Origin of the sequence: Flavobacterium sp. NRK F7 (assembly GCF_024054195.1) — a bacterium.
Classification (GTDB): Bacteria; Bacteroidota; Bacteroidia; order Flavobacteriales; family Flavobacteriaceae; genus Flavobacterium.
In genome coordinates this window covers 514,504-535,113 of the sequence record NZ_JAMXLB010000001.1, presented here as the reverse complement: position 1 = coordinate 535,113, position 20,610 = coordinate 514,504, and the positions used below count along the sequence as shown (strand labels likewise).

Sequence of the window (20,610 nt, the reverse complement as noted above, 5' to 3'; positions counted from 1 at the left end):
CATAACCATTTTCTAATCTAAGTTTTATTATTAGATAACTTTTAGAAAACAAACAAAAAGAAGGATGGATTTAGTTTTGCTAGAGCTAAAAAAGCAAACTATTATGAAAAAAACTACTTTCTTATTTTTCTTCTTATTCACTTTTTCAGGATTCTCTCAAATAGTGTATCCGTATCTGCAAAATGTAACTCCAAATTCAATTTATGTGAGTTGGAAAACCAATGCCAATTCTGAAACTATTGTTGAATATGGTTTAGATACCACAAACTTAAATGTAACGTTAACGGGTAACACCAATATTTTTACCGATTCTGGTTATCCTGGAAATTACTACTATCATTCTGCTAAATTGACTAATTTAACACCTAATACAAAATATTACTATAAAATTAGAACGGGTTCTAGCGAATCGGCAGTGTATTCTTTTAAAACATTGCCAAATCCTGGTGAAGCTGCTACCGCTGATGGTCATATTCGTTTCTTAATTATGGGGGATAATCAATTAAAAAATGAACCACGTTATGATTCGTTAGTGTCAGCTGCAAAGCGAAAGATTAAAGAAAAATGGGGAGATGCACTATCTCCTGATGATAATATCGCCATGACTTTTATGGTGGGTGACCAAGTAGATGTTGGTACTTTGGATCACTACGAAAATGTACATTTTAAAAAGAATAGGGGTTTATCAGGTAATATTCCAATTCAAACTACAGTTGGTAATCACGAAACCTATGGTACTCTTGGAATGAATTCGTATTACAGTCATTTTTTTATGAGTGAACTGTCTTACCAAGGCATTTCTTCTAATACCGAAAATTATTATGCCCAACAAGCTGGGAATGTGTTGTTTATTAGTATGAGTTCAGAACATACAGGAGCCACTCAATATGCTTGGTTGCAACAAGTGCTTGCTGCAGCTGAAAATGACACAACTGTTGATTGGATTTTTTCTTTAAGCCATCGTCCCTATCAAGCAGAACAATATGTAGGAGATATATCTAATTGGGTAAGACAAACTGCTGTTCCTCTTTTAACTACTTCAGATAAATACATTATGCACATTGGAGCACACCATCATTTGTATCATAGAGGACAATTAAAAAATGCTCAAGCCTATCAAATTATCTCTGGTGGAACAGCTTGGGATCAATATTGGTCAATGTCTACGGAACAAGATTTTGAAGATGTACAAAAAACAATCAGTAATTGGATGTATCAAATTGTTGATATCGATGTAATCAATGGGAAAATGGATGTGGAAAGCTATTCCATTGGAAGTATCTTTAGATGGAAAAACAACCAGTTGATGGATACTTTTCATCGCTACAAAAATAAAAATGCTCCTGAAAAACCAAGTATAACCAATGTTTTTTCACAACCTATAGAATTGCCAATCGTACTAGACGGTAGCGACTTTGCAACTTCTGAAAACGAACTCTTAAATACATCTCAATTTCAAATTTCTAAGTTTAATGATTTCAATACGTTAGAGAAAGAATATTATCGCGATTATGAAAATCTATTCGGTAAATATGCTACACAAACCGATTCTACTGTAAATATTAATTTAGGAGTGGATATAACCAAAATTAATATTCTGTCTAATTCGTTAGATAATGGTACTCATTATGCCAGACTTCGTTATCGTGATCGAAATTTAGAATGGTCTGATTGGAGCGATGTTGTTACTTTTGAAATTATTAACAGTAATGTTGCTAACCCTGAAATTACAATCGACAGCCCAACATTCACCTATGCAAATAACCAAGCCATCGCAGTGAATTATGTAAATGTACCAGCAGCGAATGATACTTGGATTGGCATTTATAAAGACGGCCAAACACCTGGTGGACCAGCTTCTCAAATGTGGCAATATACAAATGGTACTTCAACAGGTACAGTCAACTTTACTTCTGGATTAACTCAAAGTGGTCGTTATTTTGCAGCAGTATTTGAAAATGATGGGTATACAGAAGTTGCTGATAGAGTCTATTTTTATGTCGGTGCTATTCCTGTTTTAACTTCTAATCTAGAAGAATATGCTGTAGGAGAAGAGGTTGTTATTTCGTTTATCAATGGGCCAAACCTTGCAAATGACTGGATGGGTATTTATAAAATGGGAATCGATGCAGGAGATGCACCTGCTGCTGCTTGGCAATATGTAACAACAACAAATGGTACTAAAACGTTTAGTAATTTGCCAAAGGGCTATTATTACGCCCAGTATTATATTCAAGATAGTTATAATGCTATTGGTGAAAAGGTCTTTTTTAAAGTTGGTGATTTGGTAACAGAACTATGGATTGATAGCCCTGTCTATGATTTAGGAGAACAAATAAACGCTTCTTGGACAGATGCACCAGGAATTGTAAAAGATTGGTTGGGTATTTATAACGAAGGAGATAATCCCAATAGTGATCCTTTAATAAGCTATCAGTATTTTAATGGTGTCGCTGAAGGTAGCGCAACCATAACTCCAGAAAATATGCCTTCTACAGCAGGTAATTATTATATAGTAATGTTTACTAATGATTCTTACAACGAAGTCTCTAATCGTGTTTCTTTTCAAATGATGGGGACTTTGGATAAAGAGGCCTTTGCTATCGATAAAGGTATTAGTATGTTTCCTAATCCAGCAAATAACCAAAAGAAAACTATCTTACAATGTGATTATCCAATAGATGCTATCGAATTATTTGATTTACAAGGTAAATTATTATACAAAACCCATAATATTAACAACAATAAATATTCTTTAATCACTCAAGATTTGGCTAAAGGGGTGTATATCATAAAAATCCATTCAAGAAAACTTTATACAGCTAAATTAGTTGTAGAATAATGGATTAGAATTAATTTTTAGTAAAAAAAAAGAGCCTATAATTAGGCTCTTTTTTTATGTAAAACATGTGTTTTTATAACATCATTCCACCAGAAATCTCAATGCGTTGCCCGTTAATCCAATTTGAGTCTTCCGTACACAAAAAAGCAACTACCCCTCCAATATCATCGGGTAAACCCACTCTTCCTAATGCAGTCATCGAAGATATAAACTGATTTAAATCTTTATTGTCTCTTACAACACCTCCACCAAAATCAGTCTCAATTGCCCCTGGTGCAACGGTGTTAACCCTTATTTTTCTAACTCCTAATTCTTTTGCTTGATAACGGGTTAAAACTTCAATACCGCCTTTCATTGTCGCATATGCTGCATATCCTGGTGTCGTAAATCGGGCCAATCCAGTTGATATATTTACAATACCACCACCATCTTGTAACATAGGTACTAATTTTTGGGATAGAAAATACACGCCTTTTAAATGAATATTGAAAAGTAAATCAAACTGTTCTTCTGTGGTTTCTTCAAATGACGCATGAATGCCAATTCCTGCATTATTGATTAAAAAATCAATTTTTTCAGCTTGAAAGTTTTCTTTTAAAAGTTTTTCTAAATTATCTTTAAAAGCATCTAAACTGTTTGTTTTGGAGGTGTCCAATGAAATACTGGCTGCTTTTTGACCCAATTGTTGCACTTCACTCACTACTTTTGCTGCTTCTACGGCATTGCTATGATAAGTAAATACAACATCAAATCCTTTTTTTGCTAAACTGACAACCATGTTTTTTCCTAAACCACGGCTACCACCTGTTACTAATGCAATTTTGTTTTTATTCATGATTATTTCGTATTATGATTATAAGAACAAAGGTAGGTGTTGCAAACTCCGAGAAGTTACAACGAACAAGCAATAAATTGTAAATTTCAATCAATTTGAAGCAGATCGATATTTTAAAGGGGTAAGAGCAGTTTGTTTCTTAAAAAAATTGGAAAAATGGGACAGTTCTTCAAAACCCAACCCAAAGGCTATATCTGAAATATTCCAATCTGTTTGGTGCAAAAGTATTTTAGCTTCTTTAAGAATGCGATTGTTAATAATACTAGTCGTAGTCTTACCAGTGCTTTCTTTTAATACTTTATTTAAATGATTCACATGAATAGACAATCGATCGGCATATTCTTTGGCAGTTTTTAATTCTAACCGTTGTTGTGGAGCTTCAATTGGAAATTGTCGTTCTAATAATTCAATAAATAAGGACGTAATTCTACTGGTAGCATTCACTTCGGAATACGTGGCATTCACGGGTTGTAATTTCTGACCTTGATGAATTAATTCTAACACATACATGCGCAACAAGTCGTATTTATAAGCATAATCAGAATTGATTTCCTTTTGCATTTTTTCAAAAATGTAGGAGAACTCTTTAACTTGTGCATCCGTAAGTTCAAAAATGGGATACCCATTGGGTTGAAAAATAGGTAAGGTGTTCAAAGCAAGCTGACTTTGGTTTTTCACCAAAAAATCTTCCGTAAAAACACAAAAATAGCCTTCTTGATTTTCATCTAATGGATAATAATGATACGGAATTTTAGGTGTTGCAAACAATAAAGCATTGTTTTCTATGTTAAAGGTTCTATCTGCATATTCGGCCTTGTTTTTGCCACAAATCAAACTTATCTTATAATATGACCTTCTATTGTATGGCATAACAGCCTGTTCTTTGTATTTGGTCATCACTTTGGGAATCTCAAAAACATTAAAATGACCAATGTCTTCCTTAACATCATGGGGTAAGGCAACATTAATGTCGTTATAAAATGTTTCTATCGATAGGGGTTGTTCCATGGTTTTTTTGCAAAAATCAAATATAGTGATTATATTAATTAAATTAGTTTTTTTAAGCAGTTGTAAAAAAAGGATTCCTGTTTTAAAACATAAATTCTTATATTTGATACTATAAGACCTATTGCTATGCACCAAAAAACAACTCTTTCCATAAAAACGCCTTGTAGTGAAAAGTTCGATAGCTTTTTACAAACAGAAAAAGGAGGCTTTTGTACTACTTGTCAGAAAGAAGTCATCGATTTTAGAGACTGGACTGACGAAGCCCTCGCAAACTATTTTAAAAATACGGCGCAAAAGACTTGCGGTTTGTTTGTGGAAGATCAGCTGAAAACCTATTCACACACTAATAGGCAAGAAATACAGCATAAAAAAAGTGCTTTCAAAGTGGGAATAGCTAGTTTTTCGTTATTGTCTTTATTAGCTGTAGGTACTGCAACTGCTCAAACCACAGAAAAACCAGAAATCGTACTAACACCTAACCAGCAAAAAGAAAACCCACAAACGGAAGGAATACTAGTTAAAGGAGTGGTGTCTGATGATGTTGCACCTTTGCCTGGAATAAATGTTGTTGTAAAAGGAACTAATATTGGTACAGAAACAAACTTTGATGGTGAATTTGCTTTTACAATGCCACTTAAAAAAGGAGATGTATTAATAGTTAGTTTTATTGGATATAAAACCAAAGAAGTAATAGTTTCGGGAGCTATTATTTCTGTGAAATTAAGTCCAGACGAAACGTTGTTATTGGGTGAAGTTGCTGTTGCCAAAGAATTCCATTCTAAACCATCTTTTTTTCAAAGAATGCGAAACTGGTTTAGAAATGAGTAAAAAAGGACTATTTTATATTCTTTTTTATTTACCCTGCATCTTGGTTGCGCAGTTGTCTGATTTTAAAACTATCGATTTTACAAAAGCAGATGAGATAGCAGCTCAGTATCAAGGGGCAAGTCTGGACAACTTACCGGTTTTATCTTATAATTTAACAAATAGTTTAACGACAGAAGTTGAAAAATTTAGAGCGCTGTATACTTGGGTGTGCAATAATATCGAAAACGACTATTATGCGTCAGAAAAAAATAGTAGTAAACGAAAGAAATGGTATAAAGACAGTCTACAATTAGCAAAATGGGATACATTCTTCACTATGGAAAGCTTTGAAAAATTAAAAAATGAAAAGAAAACCGTGTGTACTGGTTATGCCTATCTTATTCAAGAAATGTCCCAATTTGCAGGTTTAAAATGTGAAATTATAAACGGTTACGGAAGAACCACTACCAAAAATATTCAAAAGTTAAGTATTCCAAATCATTCTTGGAATGCAGTCTATTTAAATAATAAATGGTATTTGTGTGATGCTACATGGTCTTCAGGTTTTTTTGATTGGGAAGCCAGTCATTTTTTGGACAACTTTAATGGTACTTATTTTTTAGCAGATCCTATTCTATTTGCTAAAGATCATTACCCATTAGATACGAAATGGCTATTAACCCCTATTCCCATTACAATTGACGATTTTTTAAATGGACCAATCGTCTACAATAGTACGCATACTTATGGCGTAATTGCTATACAACCTAAAATCTTAGAAATTGAGTGTAAAAGAGGCGAAATGATGACTTTTTATTTGAAAGAGAGTAAACCCATAGAAATAAGTAATCTTTACGTTGAATTGGTCTCAGGTTCCTATAGAAAATCTAATGAAATTAAGGTAACTCGTTTAGAAAACCAACTCATAGAAATTAAAACTACATTTCAAATAAAAGGAACCTACGACCTACATTTTAAATTAAATGAAACCTATTTAATTACTTATAAGATTACCATTAAAAAAGAATAAGTGTTTTGAAATTCCCTTGATAGTAAAATGTATTAAAGTTTTATAAATACTATGAATTAAATTTTATCTATAGAAATTTAAGGCAAGGTTATAGTAACTTTATAGTAATCTTATAGCTATTTAAACTTATTCATAAATGCAATAATAGGCTTGGTAATTCAAATAGCATAGCGAAAGAGTACTATTACAATTAAAATAAGTTATATTTGCGTTGTATATACACACTTTTATGTCTGCACATCATCAAAATATTAGAATAGCGGTAGATGCTGTTGTTTTTGGTTATCAAAAATCCAAATTATATGTCTTGTTAATCCAACAAAAATTTGGTAGCCAAAATACCTATTGGGCTTTACCTGGCGGTTTGGTTCAGGAAGATGAAACGCTTATTGAAGCCGTTAAAAGAGAACTGAAGGAAGAAACAAATGTAGCGGTTAACTATTTGGAGCAATTGTACACCTTTGGAGACGATATCACTAGAGATCCAAGAAACAGGGTCGTTTCAGTAGCCTATTTTGCCTTAGTTGACTCTTCTAAACTTACCTTAATTGCAAATACAGATGCTGATCATGTGTCTTGGGTGGAAATTGATAAAATTCCCAATTTAGCATTTGATCACAATGAAATTGTTCAAATGGGACTGCAACGCTTGAAGAATAAGTTAACCTACCAACCTATAGGGTTTGACTTATTACCTCAAAAATTCCTTTTTTCACAACTGGAAAACCTTTACACTACCATCATTGGGAAACCAATAGACCGTCGCAATTTTAGAAAAAAAATGTTAAGCTTTGGTTTTATTATAGAAACCGAAGAATTTGCGAATAAAAAAACAGGACGTCCTGCTAAACTTTATACCTTCAATATAAGTGAATACAAACGTCTTGAAAAAGAAGGGATTCATTTTGAAATTAAATTAGCGTAAAAAAAACACAAAATAAAATTTTGTCAGAAAAAAATTAAACCATACATTTGTGTAAAATAAACACAAATATTATGATTCTTAATTTAGACCCTCATTTTGCACCACTTGGAATACAAAATACGATAGCTTTTCAAAGCTTTGTCTTTTCTGGGGGTGAACCACATATAAAAATTGTAGCAGATTTCGATACCACGCAGGCCGTTTTTGTGACACATAGATTGAATTCTTTTAATGACCTAGGCCTATTTTGCTTGGCAGTAGACGCTCTTCGAAGAATGGGTGTAAAAACTACGAAAGCAATAATTCCTTATTTTCCTGCGGCAAGACAAGATCGCGTCATGATACCTGGTGAACCTTTGTCTGTTAAAGTTTATGCAGATATTATCAATGCGTTACAGTTAGAGGGAATTCAAGTTTTCGATCCGCATTCAGAAGTTACTCCAGCACTTTTAAACAATTGTACAGTCATTCCAAATTATCAATTTGTTCAAGAAGTTATTCAGAAAATTGGAAACGAAGTCTTGTTGATTTCTCCTGATGGTGGCGCTTTAAAGAAAATCTATAAGGTGTCAGAATATTTAGGAGGTGTTGAGGTCGTAGAATGTAGTAAAAGCAGAGATGTAAAAACGGGGAAACTATCTGGTTTTAAAGTATATTCAGAAGACTTAGAAGGTAAAGATTGTTTAATTGTAGACGACATCTGCGATGGAGGAGGCACGTTTATTGGCCTAGCCGAAGAATTGAAAAGCAAAAATGCGGGTAACTTATACTTAGCAGTAAGTCACGGAATATTTAATAAAGGATTTGATAGTCTTCATGTTTTTGAGAAAATCTTTACAACTAATTCTTTCAAAGATATTGTAAACGATAAAGTAGAAGTGTTACCATTAGTTATAAAATGAAAACAACAAAAATACATAGTGCTTTATTTGGAGTTGCGGTAGGTGATGCTTTAGGTGTTCCAGTAGAGTTTATGTCTAGGGATTATCTCAAAAACAACCCTGTTGTTAACATGCAAGAATTTGGTACACATCATCAACTTAAAGGAACTTGGAGTGATGATAGTTCCTTAACGTTTTGTTTGGCTGAAAGTTTAAGTAATACTTATGATTTGGAAGATATAGCTTCAAAATTTGTACATTGGTATAATGCTGAAATATGGACGCCTCATGGACGTGTTTTCGATATTGGAATAGCGACTAGAGAGTCAATTTACAGAATTGCTAAAGGTCACAAACCTGAATTATGTGGAGGTTTTGATGAAGAAGACAATGGAAATGGTTCTTTAATGCGTATTTTACCTTTAGCCTTTTATCTTCAAGAGGGAAAGGATATTACGGTGATTTATCAAAAAGTAAAAGAGGTTTCTTCTATCACACATGCTCATTTTCGTTCGGTTTTTGCTTGTTTTATTTATATTGTTTACGCATTAGAAATAATAAAAGGACAGCAAAAATTTGAAGCCTACATACAAACTAAAGCAATTGTTAATGATTTTATTTCAAATAAAGATTTTAATGAAAAAGAGATTCAATTATTTGATAGGGTTTTAAAAGGGAGTATTAATGAGGTAGAAGAAAATAAAATTCATTCAAGCGGTTATGTTCTACACAGCCTCGAAGCCAGTTTATGGTGTTTGTTAAATTCCAACACCTATGAAGAAACGGTTTTAAAAGCCGTTAATCTGGGAGGTGATACCGATACTACAGCTGCTATTGTAGGTGGTTTAGCTGGACTGTTATATGGTTACGAAAGTATTCCACAAGAATGGATTAATGTATTAGCTAGAAAAGACAACATCACATCATTATGTGATAAATTAAGTAAGAAATATGAAATACACAATTGAAAATATAAATATTGAAAATAAGTTTTTATTCTTTTGGGGACATCAACCTTCAAAAGATGGAACAATTACAAAAACATGTTTCAGTCAATGGTGGAAAAGTAGTTTCATCGTGAACGAAATAGAATACAAAACTGCCGAACATTGGATGATGGTAAAGAAAGCAGAACTGTTTGGAGACAAAGAAATGGCTCAAAAGATTTTAGATAGTAAATCACCAGCAGAAGCTAAAAAGTGGGGAAGAGAAGTTCGTAACTATGATGATGTTCTTTGGTTGGCAAATAGATATCAAATTGTAAAAGAAGGAAATTTACACAAGTTCAATCAAAATAAGGAGCTAAAAGAGTTTCTATTACTAACGAAAAATAGAATATTAGTAGAAGCCAGTCCTGTCGATGCTGTTTGGGGAATTGGCTTAGCTTCAGATCATGAAAAAGCAAATCAACCTAAACTATGGAAAGGATTAAACTTATTAGGGTTTGCTTTAATGGAAGTAAGAGATGAATTAAGAATGATGCAAAATACTAATGAAAACAATCTATAAATCTCCAGAAAATATTGACAATAGAGATATGACTAAAAAATCCATTTTTCTAGCAGGTTCTATTGAAATGGATAAAGCGATACATTGGCAACATAAATGTGAACAAGTTTTGTCAGAGAAATATATTATTTTCAACCCGAGAAGAGACTCTTGGAATAGTAGTTGGGAACAATCGATAGACAATCCTCAATTTAAAGAACAAGTTGTTTGGGAATTAAATGCACTTGAGCAAGCCGATAGTATCATTATGTTTTTTGCAAAGAATACCCAATCACCCATTTCATTATTAGAATTAGGATTGTTTGCACATTCTAATAAAATGAAAGTTGTAGTAGAAGATGGTTTTTGGAGAAAAGGAAATATAGATATTGTCTGTGAAAGATATCATATGCAACAATATGATTCCCTAGACATTTTGTTAGATGAATTAATTAAAGCGTAAAATGAAAAAAATAGCCATTTTAACAGGAGCAGGAATTAGTGCGGAAAGCGGAATTCAAACCTTTAGAGATGCTAACGGGTTATGGCACAACCATAAAGTCGAAGATGTAGCTTCACCAGAAGGTTGGAGAAAAAATCGCGAATTAGTATTGGATTTTTACAATCAAAGAAGACAACAATTAAAGCAAGTAGTACCCAATCAAGCACACCATTTAGTAAAACAATTAGAAGACCACTTCGATGTGCAAATCATCACACAAAACATAGACGATTTACACGAAAGAGCAGGTTCAACCCATATTTTACATCTTCATGGAGAATTAAATAAAATGTGTTCTTCTCTCAATAGAAAAATAACCTATGATTGCTTTGAGGATATCAAAATAGGAGACAAAGCAGAAGATGGTTCCCAATTACGACCTGATATTATTTGGTTTGGTGAAGAAGTGCCTTTGTATCCTGTTGCTGTCGAATTAGTAGCACAAGCGGATATTTTTATGGTCATAGGTACCTCTTTACAAGTCTACCCTGCAGCTAATCTTTTAAACTTTATAAAAGACGATGCGCAACTAATCATTATCAACCCAGACCATGATGGAGGCAATTATGGAGGAAGAGCCATTTATATTAAAGAAAAAGCAACCACTGGAATGCAAAAAGTATTTGATGTATTAATAAAGGGAGGCGATTAAAAAAATAAACATATGAAATTTCTTGTAAGCAAAGCAGATATCACAAAAATGGAAGTTGACGTTATCGTCAATGCCGCTAATACTTCTTTATTAGGTGGTGGTGGCGTAGATGGCGCCATTCATAAAGCAGGAGGAAAAGCTATTTTAGAGGCATGTGTAGCTATAAGAAATAAACAAGGCGGTTGTAAAGTAGGAGAAGCGGTTATTACTACTGCTGGAAATTTGCCTTCAAAATATGTCATCCATACGGTTGGACCAGTTTGGAATGGCGATAAAGAGGAGAAAAGAAAACTGTTAGCCAATTGTTATGTAAACGCATTGCAGATAGCAGAAAAAAAAGGATTAAAAACAATTGCTTTTCCTAATATAAGTACGGGAATTTACCGTTTTCCAAAAGCAGAAGCGGCACAAATAGCCATAAATGCTGTTCAAAAATTTTCTGCAAATAACTTAGAAGAAATAACCTTTGTCTGTTTTGATGAAGAAAATTACCAGTGGTACAAAAAACTTTTAAAATGAAAATAAAATTAAAAAAATATACAGAACAAATTTTAAAATGGCCCAAAGACGGCCATCATATCATGGCGCAATATGACCATGAAAAAATAATCGTTTACCAATCCTATCGAAATGAAATAGGACATTTTGCAGCTGAAAATCAATTTTTTGGAGGTGCTTTTAGTTTGGATCGAATGACTTGGATTAAACCTAATTTCCTTTGGATGATGTATCGCAATGGTTGGGGAACCAAAGAAGGACAAGAAGTCGTTTTGGCTATACATTTAAAACTGGAAGCGTTTGAAAGGTATTTGAAAAACGCCGTTTATTCTTCTTTTAATCAAGTGGAAGGAATAACACAGGAAGCATGGAAAGATGCGGTTAAAAGTTCAAATGTACGCTTACAATGGGATCCCGATCATGATCCTTATGGGGATAAATTAGACAGAAGAGCCATTCAAATTGGATTGCGAAACGAATACATTCGTACTTTTTCAAAAGAAGATGTGCTTTTAATAGAAGATATATCTCAATTTGTTGCAGAACAATATGAGTTCGTAAAAAGTAAAGATTTAGATAAATTGTTAATTCCTGAAGAAAAACCATTTTATTTCTCAGATGAAGAATTGAATAGAAAATTAAAGATTTCTAAATGAAATGACTAAACATGAAGTAAAAATGAATGAAAAAGAAACTAAAAATATAAGTAAATTTCTTAGTTTAATATTAAGACATGCTCCTGAAACCATCAACTTAAAATTAGATGAGAACGGCTGGGCTTCAGTTAATGAATTGATTGAAAAATGCAACCAACATCATAAAAAATTAAACACTGAATTACTAGAATATGTAGTAATCAATAATGATAAAAAACGATTCGCTTTTAATAAAGACAAAACTAAAATAAGAGCGAGTCAAGGACATTCCATTTCAGTCGAATTAGAATTGAAAGAAATCGAACCTATTCATTTTTTATACCACGGAACAGTAGATAAATTCATGCAAGCCATTCGAAAAGAAGGCTTGCAAAAAATGAGTCGACAACATGTGCATTTGAGTCAAGATAAGGAAACAGCTATCAAAGTAGGAAGTAGAAGAGGAAAACCTGTTATTTTAAGTATCAATGCACCTAAAATGCATGCAGATGGCTATTCTTTTTATGTGTCAGAAAACGGAGTTTGGTTAACAGACCAAGTACCTGTAGAATATATAGAATTTTAGATATGGTGCAAGTTAAGTTAGTTTACAGAGAAGAAGCATTAGGCAACGCTTGGAAAGAAGATTTTAAAGATTGTCCAAATGTAGAAATCATAGGACAAGATATTTTAGAAGTTCCTTGCGATGCTATTGTTAGTCCGGCCAATTCTTTTGGTTTTATGGATGGAGGATTGGATTTACATATTTCTGAGAAATTAGGTTGGCATTTACAAGAAAATTTACAAGCTCAAATTGCCCAATTAGATGAAAAAGAATTACTAATTGGAAAATCCATTACACTTGCTACAGGAAATGATACCATTCCATATTTAATTTCTGCACCTACAATGAGAGTACCTATGAGTTTTAATATTGCAACTTCTGTAAATGCTTATTTAGCCATGAAAGCGATTCTAATAGCGTGTAAAAACAATGAAGCTATTAAGACGGTAGCTATTCCTGGTTTGTGTACAGGATGCGGAAGAATGCCATTTCACATAGCATCCAACCAAATGTTTTTAGCTTATGACGAAATCATGAATAAAAATTACAAAGACTATCAAACATTCGGAGACACGCAAAAGTTTCAATATAGATTAAATGAAAAGGGATTAATTTGGGACTATTAAAATGCAAAAAAGAACTTTAGTTTTTGGAGACATTCATGGTGGTTTAAGAGCTTTGCAACAACTATTTGAAAGAGCAGAAATTACTACATCGGATACTTTAATTTTCTTAGGAGATTATGTAGATGGTTGGAGTGAATCTGCTGCGGTAATTCAATTTTTAATTGAAACGGCTGAAAAACAAGATTGTATTTTTATCAGAGGCAATCACGACACTTGGTGTATGGATTATTTAGCAACTGATATTGCCGAAAGAAAATGGCTGTTTCATGGTGGGATTTTAACATTTGAAGCTTATCATGCTTTGGAAAAAAACAAAAAAAGCGAGCATTTGATTTTTTTTAAAAAAATGAAAGATTATCATGTTGATGCGCAAAATAGATTGTTTATTCATGCTGGTTTTTCTTCCATGCATGGACCAAGTCATGAAACCTATTCCTCTAATTATTCTTGGGATAGAACTTTGTGGGAAACAGCTGTATCAATGGATAAAAACCTTAAAAAAAATAGTGAATTATTTCCTAAAAGATTACTATTGTTTGATGAGATTTACATTGGTCATACACCTACCATAAATTACGGAATTACAATACCTATGCAAAAAGCAAATGTTTGGAACATAGATACAGGAGCAGCATTTACAGGTAAAATTTCATGCCTCGACATAGACACGAAAAGGTTTTGGCAAAGTGATGCTGTACAAACCTTATATCCCAATGAAAAAGGGAGAAATTAAAAAGGAAAATCATTATTTATAATGAAATAGTAAGACCATTATAGTTTTACTTTTGAAGTCCGAATAAGAATGAATTACAAATAAAAAAATAATAGATATGAACCCATTACTGTTAACCGACGGTTATAAAGTAGATCACCGAAGACAATATCCAAACGGAACAAGTTTAGTGTATTCTAATTGGACTCCTAGAAAATCAAGAATTGAAGGCGTAAATGAAGTCGTATTCTTTGGCTTACAATATTTTATCAAAAAATACATTTTAGAAGATTTTCAAAATCATTTTTTTGCAAAACCTAAAGAAGAAGTCGTTCAAAAATATGCACGTCGTATCAATAACTATTTGGGCGAAAATCAAGTAGGTACACAACATATCGCTGCTTTACATGATTTAGGATACATTCCAATGGTATTCAAAGCCTTACCCGAAGGTGTTAGTGTACCCATTCGTACACCCATGTTTACCATGTATAATACCCAATCGGAATTCTTTTGGTTGACCAATTATTTCGAGACCTTACTTTCAGCCGTGGTGTGGTTACCCTGTAATTCGGCTACTATTGCAAAACAATATCGTAAAATTTTAGACAAATATGCACAAGATACAGCTTCCATTGCAGAGTTTGTAGATTGGCAAGCACACGATTTCTCTATGCGTGGTATGGCTGGTATTGAAGCAGCGGTTCTTTCTGCAGCCGGACATTTATTGAGTTTTACAGGAACCGATACCATTCCAGCCATTGATTTTCTGGAAACCTATTACAATGCCAATTCCGACGCCATGTTAATTGGTGGTTCGGTTGCAGCTACAGAGCATTCAGTCATGTGTATGGGAACAACTGAAGGAGAATATGATACCTTCAAACGATTAATTTGTGAGGTGTATCCAAAAGGTATTGTGTCTATTGTTTCTGATACTTGGGATTTATGGAAAGTACTAACCGATTATTTACCACGATTGAAAGAAGAAATTATAGCGAGAGAAGGTAAAGTGGTAATTCGACCAGATAGTGGTGATCCCATTCATATTTTATGCGGAAATCCGAATGGAAAAACTGAACAAGAGAGAAAAGGGGTTGTAGAGCTACTTTGGGATACTTTTGGAGGAACCATTAATGCGAAAGGATATAAAGAATTGGTTCCTCAAATTGGAGCGATTTATGGCGATAGCATTACGATGGAAAGAGCTACAAAAATTTGTGAAGAGCTAAAGAAAAAAGGATTTGCATCTACCAATGTGGTCTTGGGAATTGGTTCGTTTACTTATCAATACAATACTAGAGATACATTTGGTTTTGCGATGAAAGCTACTTATGGTGAAGTAAACGGAGAAGGAAGAGCCATTTTTAAAGATCCTATTACAGATGATGGTACCAAAAAATCGGCTAAAGGATTAATGAAAATTGAACTTTTAAATGGAAAATATAACTTAAAAGATGAAGTTTCTTGGGAAGAAGAACAACAAGGAGAAATGCAAGAGGTATTCCGAGATGGAAAATTATTGGTGGATCATGCTTTGGAAGACATTCGTAAGCGAGTGAAAGTATAAACTATTAAACTATAAAAAAGCCTTGATTCATTAAAAACAAGGCTTTTTTATTACTTCTTATAAAACAAATTATGCTCCACATATTCCCAAACTTTACTAGGTAACATCGGGACTACATTCTTGTTGTTTTTAATGCTATTTCGAATAAAAGTCGAAGACAATTCAATAACGGGTGCACCAATTCTATGAATCTTAGAATGATTGGCAAACTGTTCGTCCATTTCACCCGCGTTTAATCTAGGATACACATAAATGTCGTGATTTTGTAGAATTACCTCATAGTTTTTCCACTTGTGTAACGAGTTTAAGTTGTCTTCACCCATGATTAAAGAAAATTCATATTTTGGATATTTTTCTAGTAAATGTGCCAAAGTATGAACTGTATAGTTAGGTTGAGGTAGTTTAAACTCAATATCGGAAGGTTGAATATTGGCATAGTCTTCTGTAGCTAAATGTACCATGTGCAAACGATGATAATCATCTAACAATGTACTTTTCTTTTTAAGAGGATTATGAGGGGTAACCACCATCCAAACTTGATCCAAATCAGAATGTTCCGCCATATGATTGGCAATGATTAAATGACCAATATGAATAGGATTAAATGTTCCAAAATACAAACCGATTTTCATGATTTTAGTGCTCAGTGGTTAGTTGTTAGTCCTTAGTTTTTAATGTTTTGTGCTAAATTACTTTTTTTAATTTTTTAGCTTTTTTGAAAAAGAATGTATCATTTTACTTTCTTCTTCAATCAAAAGCATAATTTCATTAAAAATTTTTTCATCTAAATTGAATTCTAATTCTTTTGCAAGAATAAGTTGTGTTTCTAATTCGTTTAAGGAACCTCTAGAAATATTCAAAAAATGATGGAATGATTTGTCTGTTTGACGTCCAAAACCTTCAGCAATATTAGAAGGAATAGATACACTAGCCTTTTTAATCTGACTGGTCAGAGCATAAATCTCTTCTTTAGGGAAATTCTGAGTTAGTTTATATACTAGAACAACAATTCTAATACCTTTTTGCCAAATAAGTAATTCTCTATAAGACTTAATCCCACTCATAAAATAGTTTATCTAAATACTAACTACTAGAAATTCACTTTTTACTAAGTACTGAGGACTAATCACTAAGTACTATTTTCCAATAAATTCCTTCACCAACTGATACGCCTCTTCTTTTGCAGTATCTAAATCGTAATTTTTAATAATTTTATCAAATTGTGGAGCCGTAGCTAATTCGACAGAAGCTTTGGCAACTCGCATATTAATCTTATCTTCACTTTCAGTAGAACGTAATTTTAATCTGCGTTTCAGTTCGTCTACACTTGGAGGTTTTACAAAAACGGCTAAGGTTTCTTCTGGGAATTTGTGTTTAATACGCAAACCGCCCACCACATCAATATCAAAAATAACATGTTTCCCTAAAGCCCAAATGCGTTCCACTTCTTTTTTTAATGTACCGTAAAAATTATTGGTATAGACTTCTTCCCATTCAATAAAATCTTCGTTTTTAATGTGTTGTTTGAATTCTTCCCATGAGATAAAGTAGTAATCTTTTCCATTTACTTCTTCTCCTCTAGGATCTCTCGTAGCACAAGAGATAGAAAATTCTAAATTCAAATCGGGTTGTTCTAATAAGTGTCTTACAATGGTCGTTTTTCCTGATCCAGATGGTGCTGAAAACACAAATAATTTTCCTTTTGTCATTCTTTTAAGCTTTAAGCTTTAAGCCAAAGGCACTAAGCTTGTCGTTGTGTTGTAGTTTATTTTTTTATGTTTTTTATAAAACATTCAATACTTGTTCTTTAATTTTCTCCAATTCGTCTTTCATCATTACGACTAATTTCTGCATTTCTGCATGATTTGACTTGGAACCCATTGTATTAATTTCTCTTCCCATTTCTTGAGTAATAAAACCTAATTTTCTACCATTGGCTTCTTTTCCATTCAAGGTTTGTAAGAAATAATCCAGATGATTTGTCAAACGCACTTTTTCTTCCGTAATATCTAATTTTTCAAGATAATAAATTAATTCTTGCTCAAAACGATTTTCGTCAACTGTAACTTTTAATTCTTCAATTGCGGTTTGTAAGCGTTCTTTAATATTTTTAACACGTTCTGGATCTAGCAACAAGGCTTGTTCCATATACAAACGAATATTGGCAATACGCAATTGAAATTCTTTTTCCAACGACCTCCCTTCGTCTTTTCTGAAGGTTTGAATGTTTTCTAAAGCTTCGTTTACAACCAACACAATTTCTGCCCATTCATTTTCATCAATTTCATCACGTTCTGTTTTAAGAGCATCAGGCATTCTAACGGCCATTTTCATTAACTCAGTTGCATCGGCTTCTGGTAAAATAGCTTTCATTTGATTGATGTAGGACTTTATTACAGGAGCATTCACTTTTGCAGTAGTCTCTTCTCCAGTAACTTCAATATACAACGAAAAGTCAACTTTACCACGCTCTAATTTTTGTGAAATATCATTGCGTAAACCCAACTCCATTTCTCTGTAAACAGAAGGCATACGCATATTTAAATCCAATCCTTTACTATTTAGAGATTTAATTTCAACATTAATTTTTTTATTTGGCAATTGCTTAGTGGCCTTACCAAAACCAGTCATGGATAGTATCATATCATATTTTAAAAAGAAGTCAAAGATAAGAAATAGTGAGAAGTGATACGTAAAAACTAACTAGATATTTCGAAATAAGACTATTTGGAAACTATTTTTTAGGGATTGCTTTTTTTTGGGTAACCAAATAAACACCAATAAAAATAAGCAACGCAGAAATTAATTTTACATTATTTAATTCGTCTTTTTGTAAACTTATAGCAATTATGGTGGCAAATAAAGGTTGTAAATAAATAAAAACGGAAAGGGTAGTAGGTTTCAATTCTTTCATAGCCATTAAATTGATTAAATAGGCAAAAAAAGTGGTAAATAAAACGACAAAACCTATGTTGTAATAAATGTTAATAGGAATGCTTTCCCATTGAATGGCTTTAAATTCTTCAAAAGCAAAAGGCAATGTGAATAACAAACCAAATGTATAAATCCATTTTATAAAGGTAAAAGCATGGTACTTTGAAATTAATTTTTTAACAATAATCAGATATACGGCATAAGACGAAGCATTTACAAAAACTAAAAAATTACCTAAACCTGCATTCGTACTATCACCAATGTCTTTTCCATATAAAATTAAAATGGAGGTTCCAGTTAAACCAATTAAAATGCCAAGGACTTTTTTAAGTTCTATTTTTTCGCGAAGCAAAATAGCCGATAATATTAAAACAACTATAGGTGCAGTTACCATTATAACTGAAGCACTAATGGGTGAAGTGTAACTCAGTCCTTTAAAAAATGACAATTGGTTGATGACAACACCAAATAAAGATGCAGCAATAATTCGAGGAAAGTCTTGAAGCGCAATTTTTTCCTTAGGACCAAAAAAAGTAAGCGACCAAAATAAAATAGACGCGCCGATAACCCGAATCAAAATAAAGGCATACGGTTGTACATAAGTAGGCATCACATCTTTTGCAATAGTAAAATTAGCTCCATAAATCAAAGCTACAAAAGTGGCACCTAAAAGCGCTAAAGATCGCTTACTCATTAGCTTAAAGTGTCTATGGCAGCTTGTACCGATTTGGGACTATTACCCACAAATATTTTATCCTCTACTATAATTACAGGGCGATTTAAAAAGGTATAATGCTCTAAGATGTAGCGTTTGAAATCATTTTCTTGTAAAACTTCATTTTTTAATCCCATTTCTTTATAGAGTTTTGCTCTTTTGCTGAACAAAACTTCATAGTTATTAGTCAAAGCATACATCTCTTCTAATTGTTTAGCACTAATAGGTTCTTCTTTTATATCTTGAAAAATAAAATCGTCTGTATTAGGCAATGATTTAATAATGCGTTTACAAGTATCACAAGTTTTTAGAAAGTATATTTTTCGCATAATTTTTTTTACAAAAGTACAGATTAAAGGGATATAATTAAAGTGCTATTTCTAGTTCGCCTTTTTCAATAGCTTTTTCTAAATGAGCTTCAATAGTTGGATAAACTCCAAAAAATTTACCACCATCTTCTAATTTTAGAAGCACAATCCATCCCTCTTTTTTTTCTTTTATTTTATTTACAACCACTACTTTTTTCCCCACTAATGCTTCATAATTTTCAAAACCACCTCTTTTTTTAATAAAATTTGTTTTAGGAAAATAAACATGTTGATACGCATGATTTGGAACTGGTTTGAGTACATAGACTTTTTGAGTTTCTTCCTGATGGTTTGTTTCTTGACTATAAGTATTTGCAGAGAAAAGAGCAAAAACGAGTACGATAAAATGATATAAAGCTTTCATATGTTGAATTTTTTAGGTGAATCAAATACGTTACTAAATTAGTTTGGAAAATGGCTTCATAAAAGAGGTATTCGTTAAAATATAGTTAAATTAATAAATTTCGCTTTTAATGAGGTCTATTTGTTATCGAATTCGTTTTTTGACCTTGATAAATTAAGTATATTCGTAAGAAATTTACCGATATGGATACACTTTTTCGAATAACTAAGAATATAAGAAAACAGTTTTTATACTTTATAGAGCATTATACTTTAGAGCAATTAAATACCATTCCACATGGATTTAGCAATAATATGATTTGGAACATTGGGCATTGTATTGCTACCCAACAATCTTTAATCTATAAATTGTCTGGTTTGCCTATGCATGTTTCAGATGCTTTTATTGATACCTATCGTAATGGAACTGTACCAACGGGTAAAACTACCCAAGAAGAAGTAGATTATATTAAGAGTATTTTATTTTGTACTATAGTGCAAACACAAGAAGATTTTTCAAAAAATAGTTTTGTTACTTTTCATGAGTATACAACAAAAAGCACAGGTTTTACTATGGAAAATGCGACTCAAGCGGCTGAATTTAATAATTTTCATGAAGGTATCCATTTAGGTATTATACTTCAAATTAGAAAATTCCTATAAACGTAATACCTT

25 protein-coding genes are annotated in these 20,610 nt (G+C 32.5%); 16 read left to right on the top strand and 9 right to left on the bottom strand.

The features are described 5' to 3' along the window. The first annotated feature begins 103 nt into the window (after positions 1-103). Positions 104-2,842: a fibronectin type III domain-containing protein gene (locus NHF47_RS02185; RefSeq protein WP_252763383.1), complete on the top strand. Its 2,739-nt coding sequence runs from the start codon at positions 104-106 to the stop codon at positions 2,840-2,842. Between the two features lie 73 nt (positions 2,843-2,915). Here NHF47_RS02185 and NHF47_RS02180 read toward each other — a convergent pair whose 3' ends face one another. Together NHF47_RS02180 and NHF47_RS02175 are read right to left on the bottom strand one after the other, a co-directional pair. Beyond that, a complete protein-coding gene (locus NHF47_RS02180; RefSeq protein ID WP_252763382.1) occupies positions 2,916-3,677 on the bottom strand; it encodes an SDR family NAD(P)-dependent oxidoreductase in 762 nt (253 codons plus the stop codon). A gap of 90 nt (positions 3,678-3,767) precedes the next feature. Further along, entirely contained in the window at positions 3,768-4,685 is a 918-nt protein-coding gene (locus tag NHF47_RS02175; RefSeq protein ID WP_252763381.1) for an AraC family transcriptional regulator, read from the bottom strand. Between the two features lie 126 nt (positions 4,686-4,811). Here NHF47_RS02175 and NHF47_RS02170 point away from each other — a divergent pair, with 126 nt between their 5' ends. The 14 genes from NHF47_RS02170 to NHF47_RS02105 all read left to right on the top strand — a co-directional run bounded on the left by NHF47_RS02170 (position 4,812) and on the right by NHF47_RS02105 (position 15,576). Beyond that, positions 4,812-5,513, top strand: a complete 702-nt coding sequence (locus tag NHF47_RS02170) for a carboxypeptidase-like regulatory domain-containing protein (protein WP_252763380.1) — start codon at positions 4,812-4,814, stop codon at positions 5,511-5,513. Next, positions 5,506-6,522 carry a transglutaminase domain-containing protein gene (locus tag NHF47_RS02165; RefSeq protein WP_252763379.1) on the top strand — a complete coding sequence of 339 codons (1,017 nt, stop codon included), beginning with the start codon at positions 5,506-5,508 and terminating at the stop codon, positions 6,520-6,522. Before NHF47_RS02170 ends, NHF47_RS02165 begins: the two co-directional genes overlap by 8 nt. Before the next feature lie 229 nt (positions 6,523-6,751). Then, positions 6,752-7,447 carry an NUDIX domain-containing protein gene (locus NHF47_RS02160; protein WP_252763378.1) on the top strand — a complete coding sequence of 232 codons (696 nt, stop codon included), beginning with the start codon at positions 6,752-6,754 and terminating at the stop codon, positions 7,445-7,447. 71 nt (positions 7,448-7,518) lie between these two features. Beyond that, complete coding sequence (gene prs / locus NHF47_RS02155) at positions 7,519-8,349, top strand: ribose-phosphate diphosphokinase (RefSeq protein ID WP_252763377.1); 831 nt, start codon at positions 7,519-7,521, stop codon at positions 8,347-8,349. Then, a complete protein-coding gene (locus NHF47_RS02150) occupies positions 8,346-9,296 on the top strand; it encodes an ADP-ribosylglycohydrolase family protein (protein ID WP_252763376.1) in 951 nt (316 codons plus the stop codon). Before prs ends, NHF47_RS02150 begins: the two co-directional genes overlap by 4 nt. Continuing rightward, the gene (locus tag NHF47_RS02145; protein ID WP_252763375.1) at positions 9,280-9,837 is read left to right on the top strand and encodes an NADAR family protein; all 558 of its coding nucleotides are present in this window, start codon (positions 9,280-9,282) and stop codon (positions 9,835-9,837) included. The genes NHF47_RS02150 and NHF47_RS02145 overlap by 17 nt, the downstream gene beginning before the upstream one ends. Then, positions 9,821-10,279, top strand: a complete 459-nt coding sequence (locus tag NHF47_RS02140; protein WP_252763374.1) for a nucleoside 2-deoxyribosyltransferase domain-containing protein — start codon at positions 9,821-9,823, stop codon at positions 10,277-10,279. The genes NHF47_RS02145 and NHF47_RS02140 overlap by 17 nt, the downstream gene beginning before the upstream one ends. A 1-nt stretch (position 10,280) precedes the next feature. After that, entirely contained in the window at positions 10,281-10,970 is a 690-nt protein-coding gene (locus NHF47_RS02135; protein WP_252763373.1) for a Sir2 family NAD-dependent protein deacetylase, read from the top strand. 12 nt (positions 10,971-10,982) lie between these two features. Next, positions 10,983-11,489 carry an O-acetyl-ADP-ribose deacetylase gene (locus NHF47_RS02130; protein WP_252763372.1) on the top strand — a complete coding sequence of 169 codons (507 nt, stop codon included), beginning with the start codon at positions 10,983-10,985 and terminating at the stop codon, positions 11,487-11,489. Beyond that, positions 11,486-12,124: a DUF4291 domain-containing protein gene (locus tag NHF47_RS02125; RefSeq protein ID WP_252763371.1), complete on the top strand. Its 639-nt coding sequence runs from the start codon at positions 11,486-11,488 to the stop codon at positions 12,122-12,124. The genes NHF47_RS02130 and NHF47_RS02125 overlap by 4 nt, the downstream gene beginning before the upstream one ends. A gap of 22 nt (positions 12,125-12,146) precedes the next feature. Continuing rightward, a complete protein-coding gene (locus NHF47_RS02120; RefSeq protein ID WP_252763370.1) occupies positions 12,147-12,689 on the top strand; it encodes an RNA 2'-phosphotransferase in 543 nt (180 codons plus the stop codon). A 2-nt stretch (positions 12,690-12,691) separates the two neighbouring features. Then, the gene (locus tag NHF47_RS02115; protein ID WP_252763369.1) at positions 12,692-13,294 is read left to right on the top strand and encodes a macro domain-containing protein; all 603 of its coding nucleotides are present in this window, start codon (positions 12,692-12,694) and stop codon (positions 13,292-13,294) included. Position 13,295: 1 nt separating this feature from the next. After that, positions 13,296-14,027, top strand: coding sequence for a metallophosphoesterase (locus tag NHF47_RS02110; RefSeq protein ID WP_252763368.1), 732 nt, complete (start codon positions 13,296-13,298; stop codon positions 14,025-14,027). 97 nt (positions 14,028-14,124) lie between these two features. Next, positions 14,125-15,576, top strand: a complete 1,452-nt coding sequence (locus NHF47_RS02105) for a nicotinate phosphoribosyltransferase (RefSeq protein ID WP_252763367.1) — start codon at positions 14,125-14,127, stop codon at positions 15,574-15,576. Positions 15,577-15,626: 50 nt separating this feature from the next. On the opposite strand, the gene nadD is transcribed toward NHF47_RS02105, so the two are convergent. The 7 genes from nadD to NHF47_RS02070 all read right to left on the bottom strand — a co-directional run bounded on the left by nadD (position 15,627) and on the right by NHF47_RS02070 (position 19,957). Beyond that, complete coding sequence (gene nadD / locus NHF47_RS02100) at positions 15,627-16,208, bottom strand: nicotinate (nicotinamide) nucleotide adenylyltransferase (protein WP_252763366.1); 582 nt, start codon at positions 16,206-16,208, stop codon at positions 15,627-15,629. A gap of 66 nt (positions 16,209-16,274) precedes the next feature. After that, positions 16,275-16,640: a four helix bundle protein gene (locus tag NHF47_RS02095; protein WP_252763365.1), complete on the bottom strand. Its 366-nt coding sequence runs from the start codon at positions 16,638-16,640 to the stop codon at positions 16,275-16,277. 72 nt (positions 16,641-16,712) lie between these two features. Beyond that, positions 16,713-17,285: a guanylate kinase gene (gmk, locus tag NHF47_RS02090; RefSeq protein ID WP_252763364.1), complete on the bottom strand. Its 573-nt coding sequence runs from the start codon at positions 17,283-17,285 to the stop codon at positions 16,713-16,715. Positions 17,286-17,358: 73 nt separating this feature from the next. Further along, on the bottom strand, positions 17,359-18,219 hold the full coding sequence (locus NHF47_RS02085) for a YicC/YloC family endoribonuclease (protein ID WP_252763363.1): 861 nt from the start codon (positions 18,217-18,219) through the stop codon (positions 17,359-17,361). Positions 18,220-18,310: 91 nt separating this feature from the next. Then, positions 18,311-19,204 (bottom strand): DMT family transporter, encoded by an 894-nt coding sequence (locus tag NHF47_RS02080; protein WP_252763362.1) that lies wholly within the window; start codon positions 19,202-19,204, stop codon positions 18,311-18,313. After that, positions 19,204-19,554: an arsenate reductase family protein gene (locus tag NHF47_RS02075; RefSeq protein ID WP_252763361.1), complete on the bottom strand. Its 351-nt coding sequence runs from the start codon at positions 19,552-19,554 to the stop codon at positions 19,204-19,206. The genes NHF47_RS02080 and NHF47_RS02075 overlap by 1 nt, the downstream gene beginning before the upstream one ends. A gap of 37 nt (positions 19,555-19,591) precedes the next feature. Next, complete coding sequence (locus tag NHF47_RS02070; RefSeq protein WP_252763360.1) at positions 19,592-19,957, bottom strand: hypothetical protein; 366 nt, start codon at positions 19,955-19,957, stop codon at positions 19,592-19,594. A gap of 182 nt (positions 19,958-20,139) precedes the next feature. Between NHF47_RS02070 and NHF47_RS02065 the strand changes: the two genes are divergently transcribed. Beyond that, positions 20,140-20,598, top strand: coding sequence for a DinB family protein (locus tag NHF47_RS02065; protein WP_252763359.1), 459 nt, complete (start codon positions 20,140-20,142; stop codon positions 20,596-20,598). Positions 20,599-20,610 lie beyond the last annotated feature (12 nt).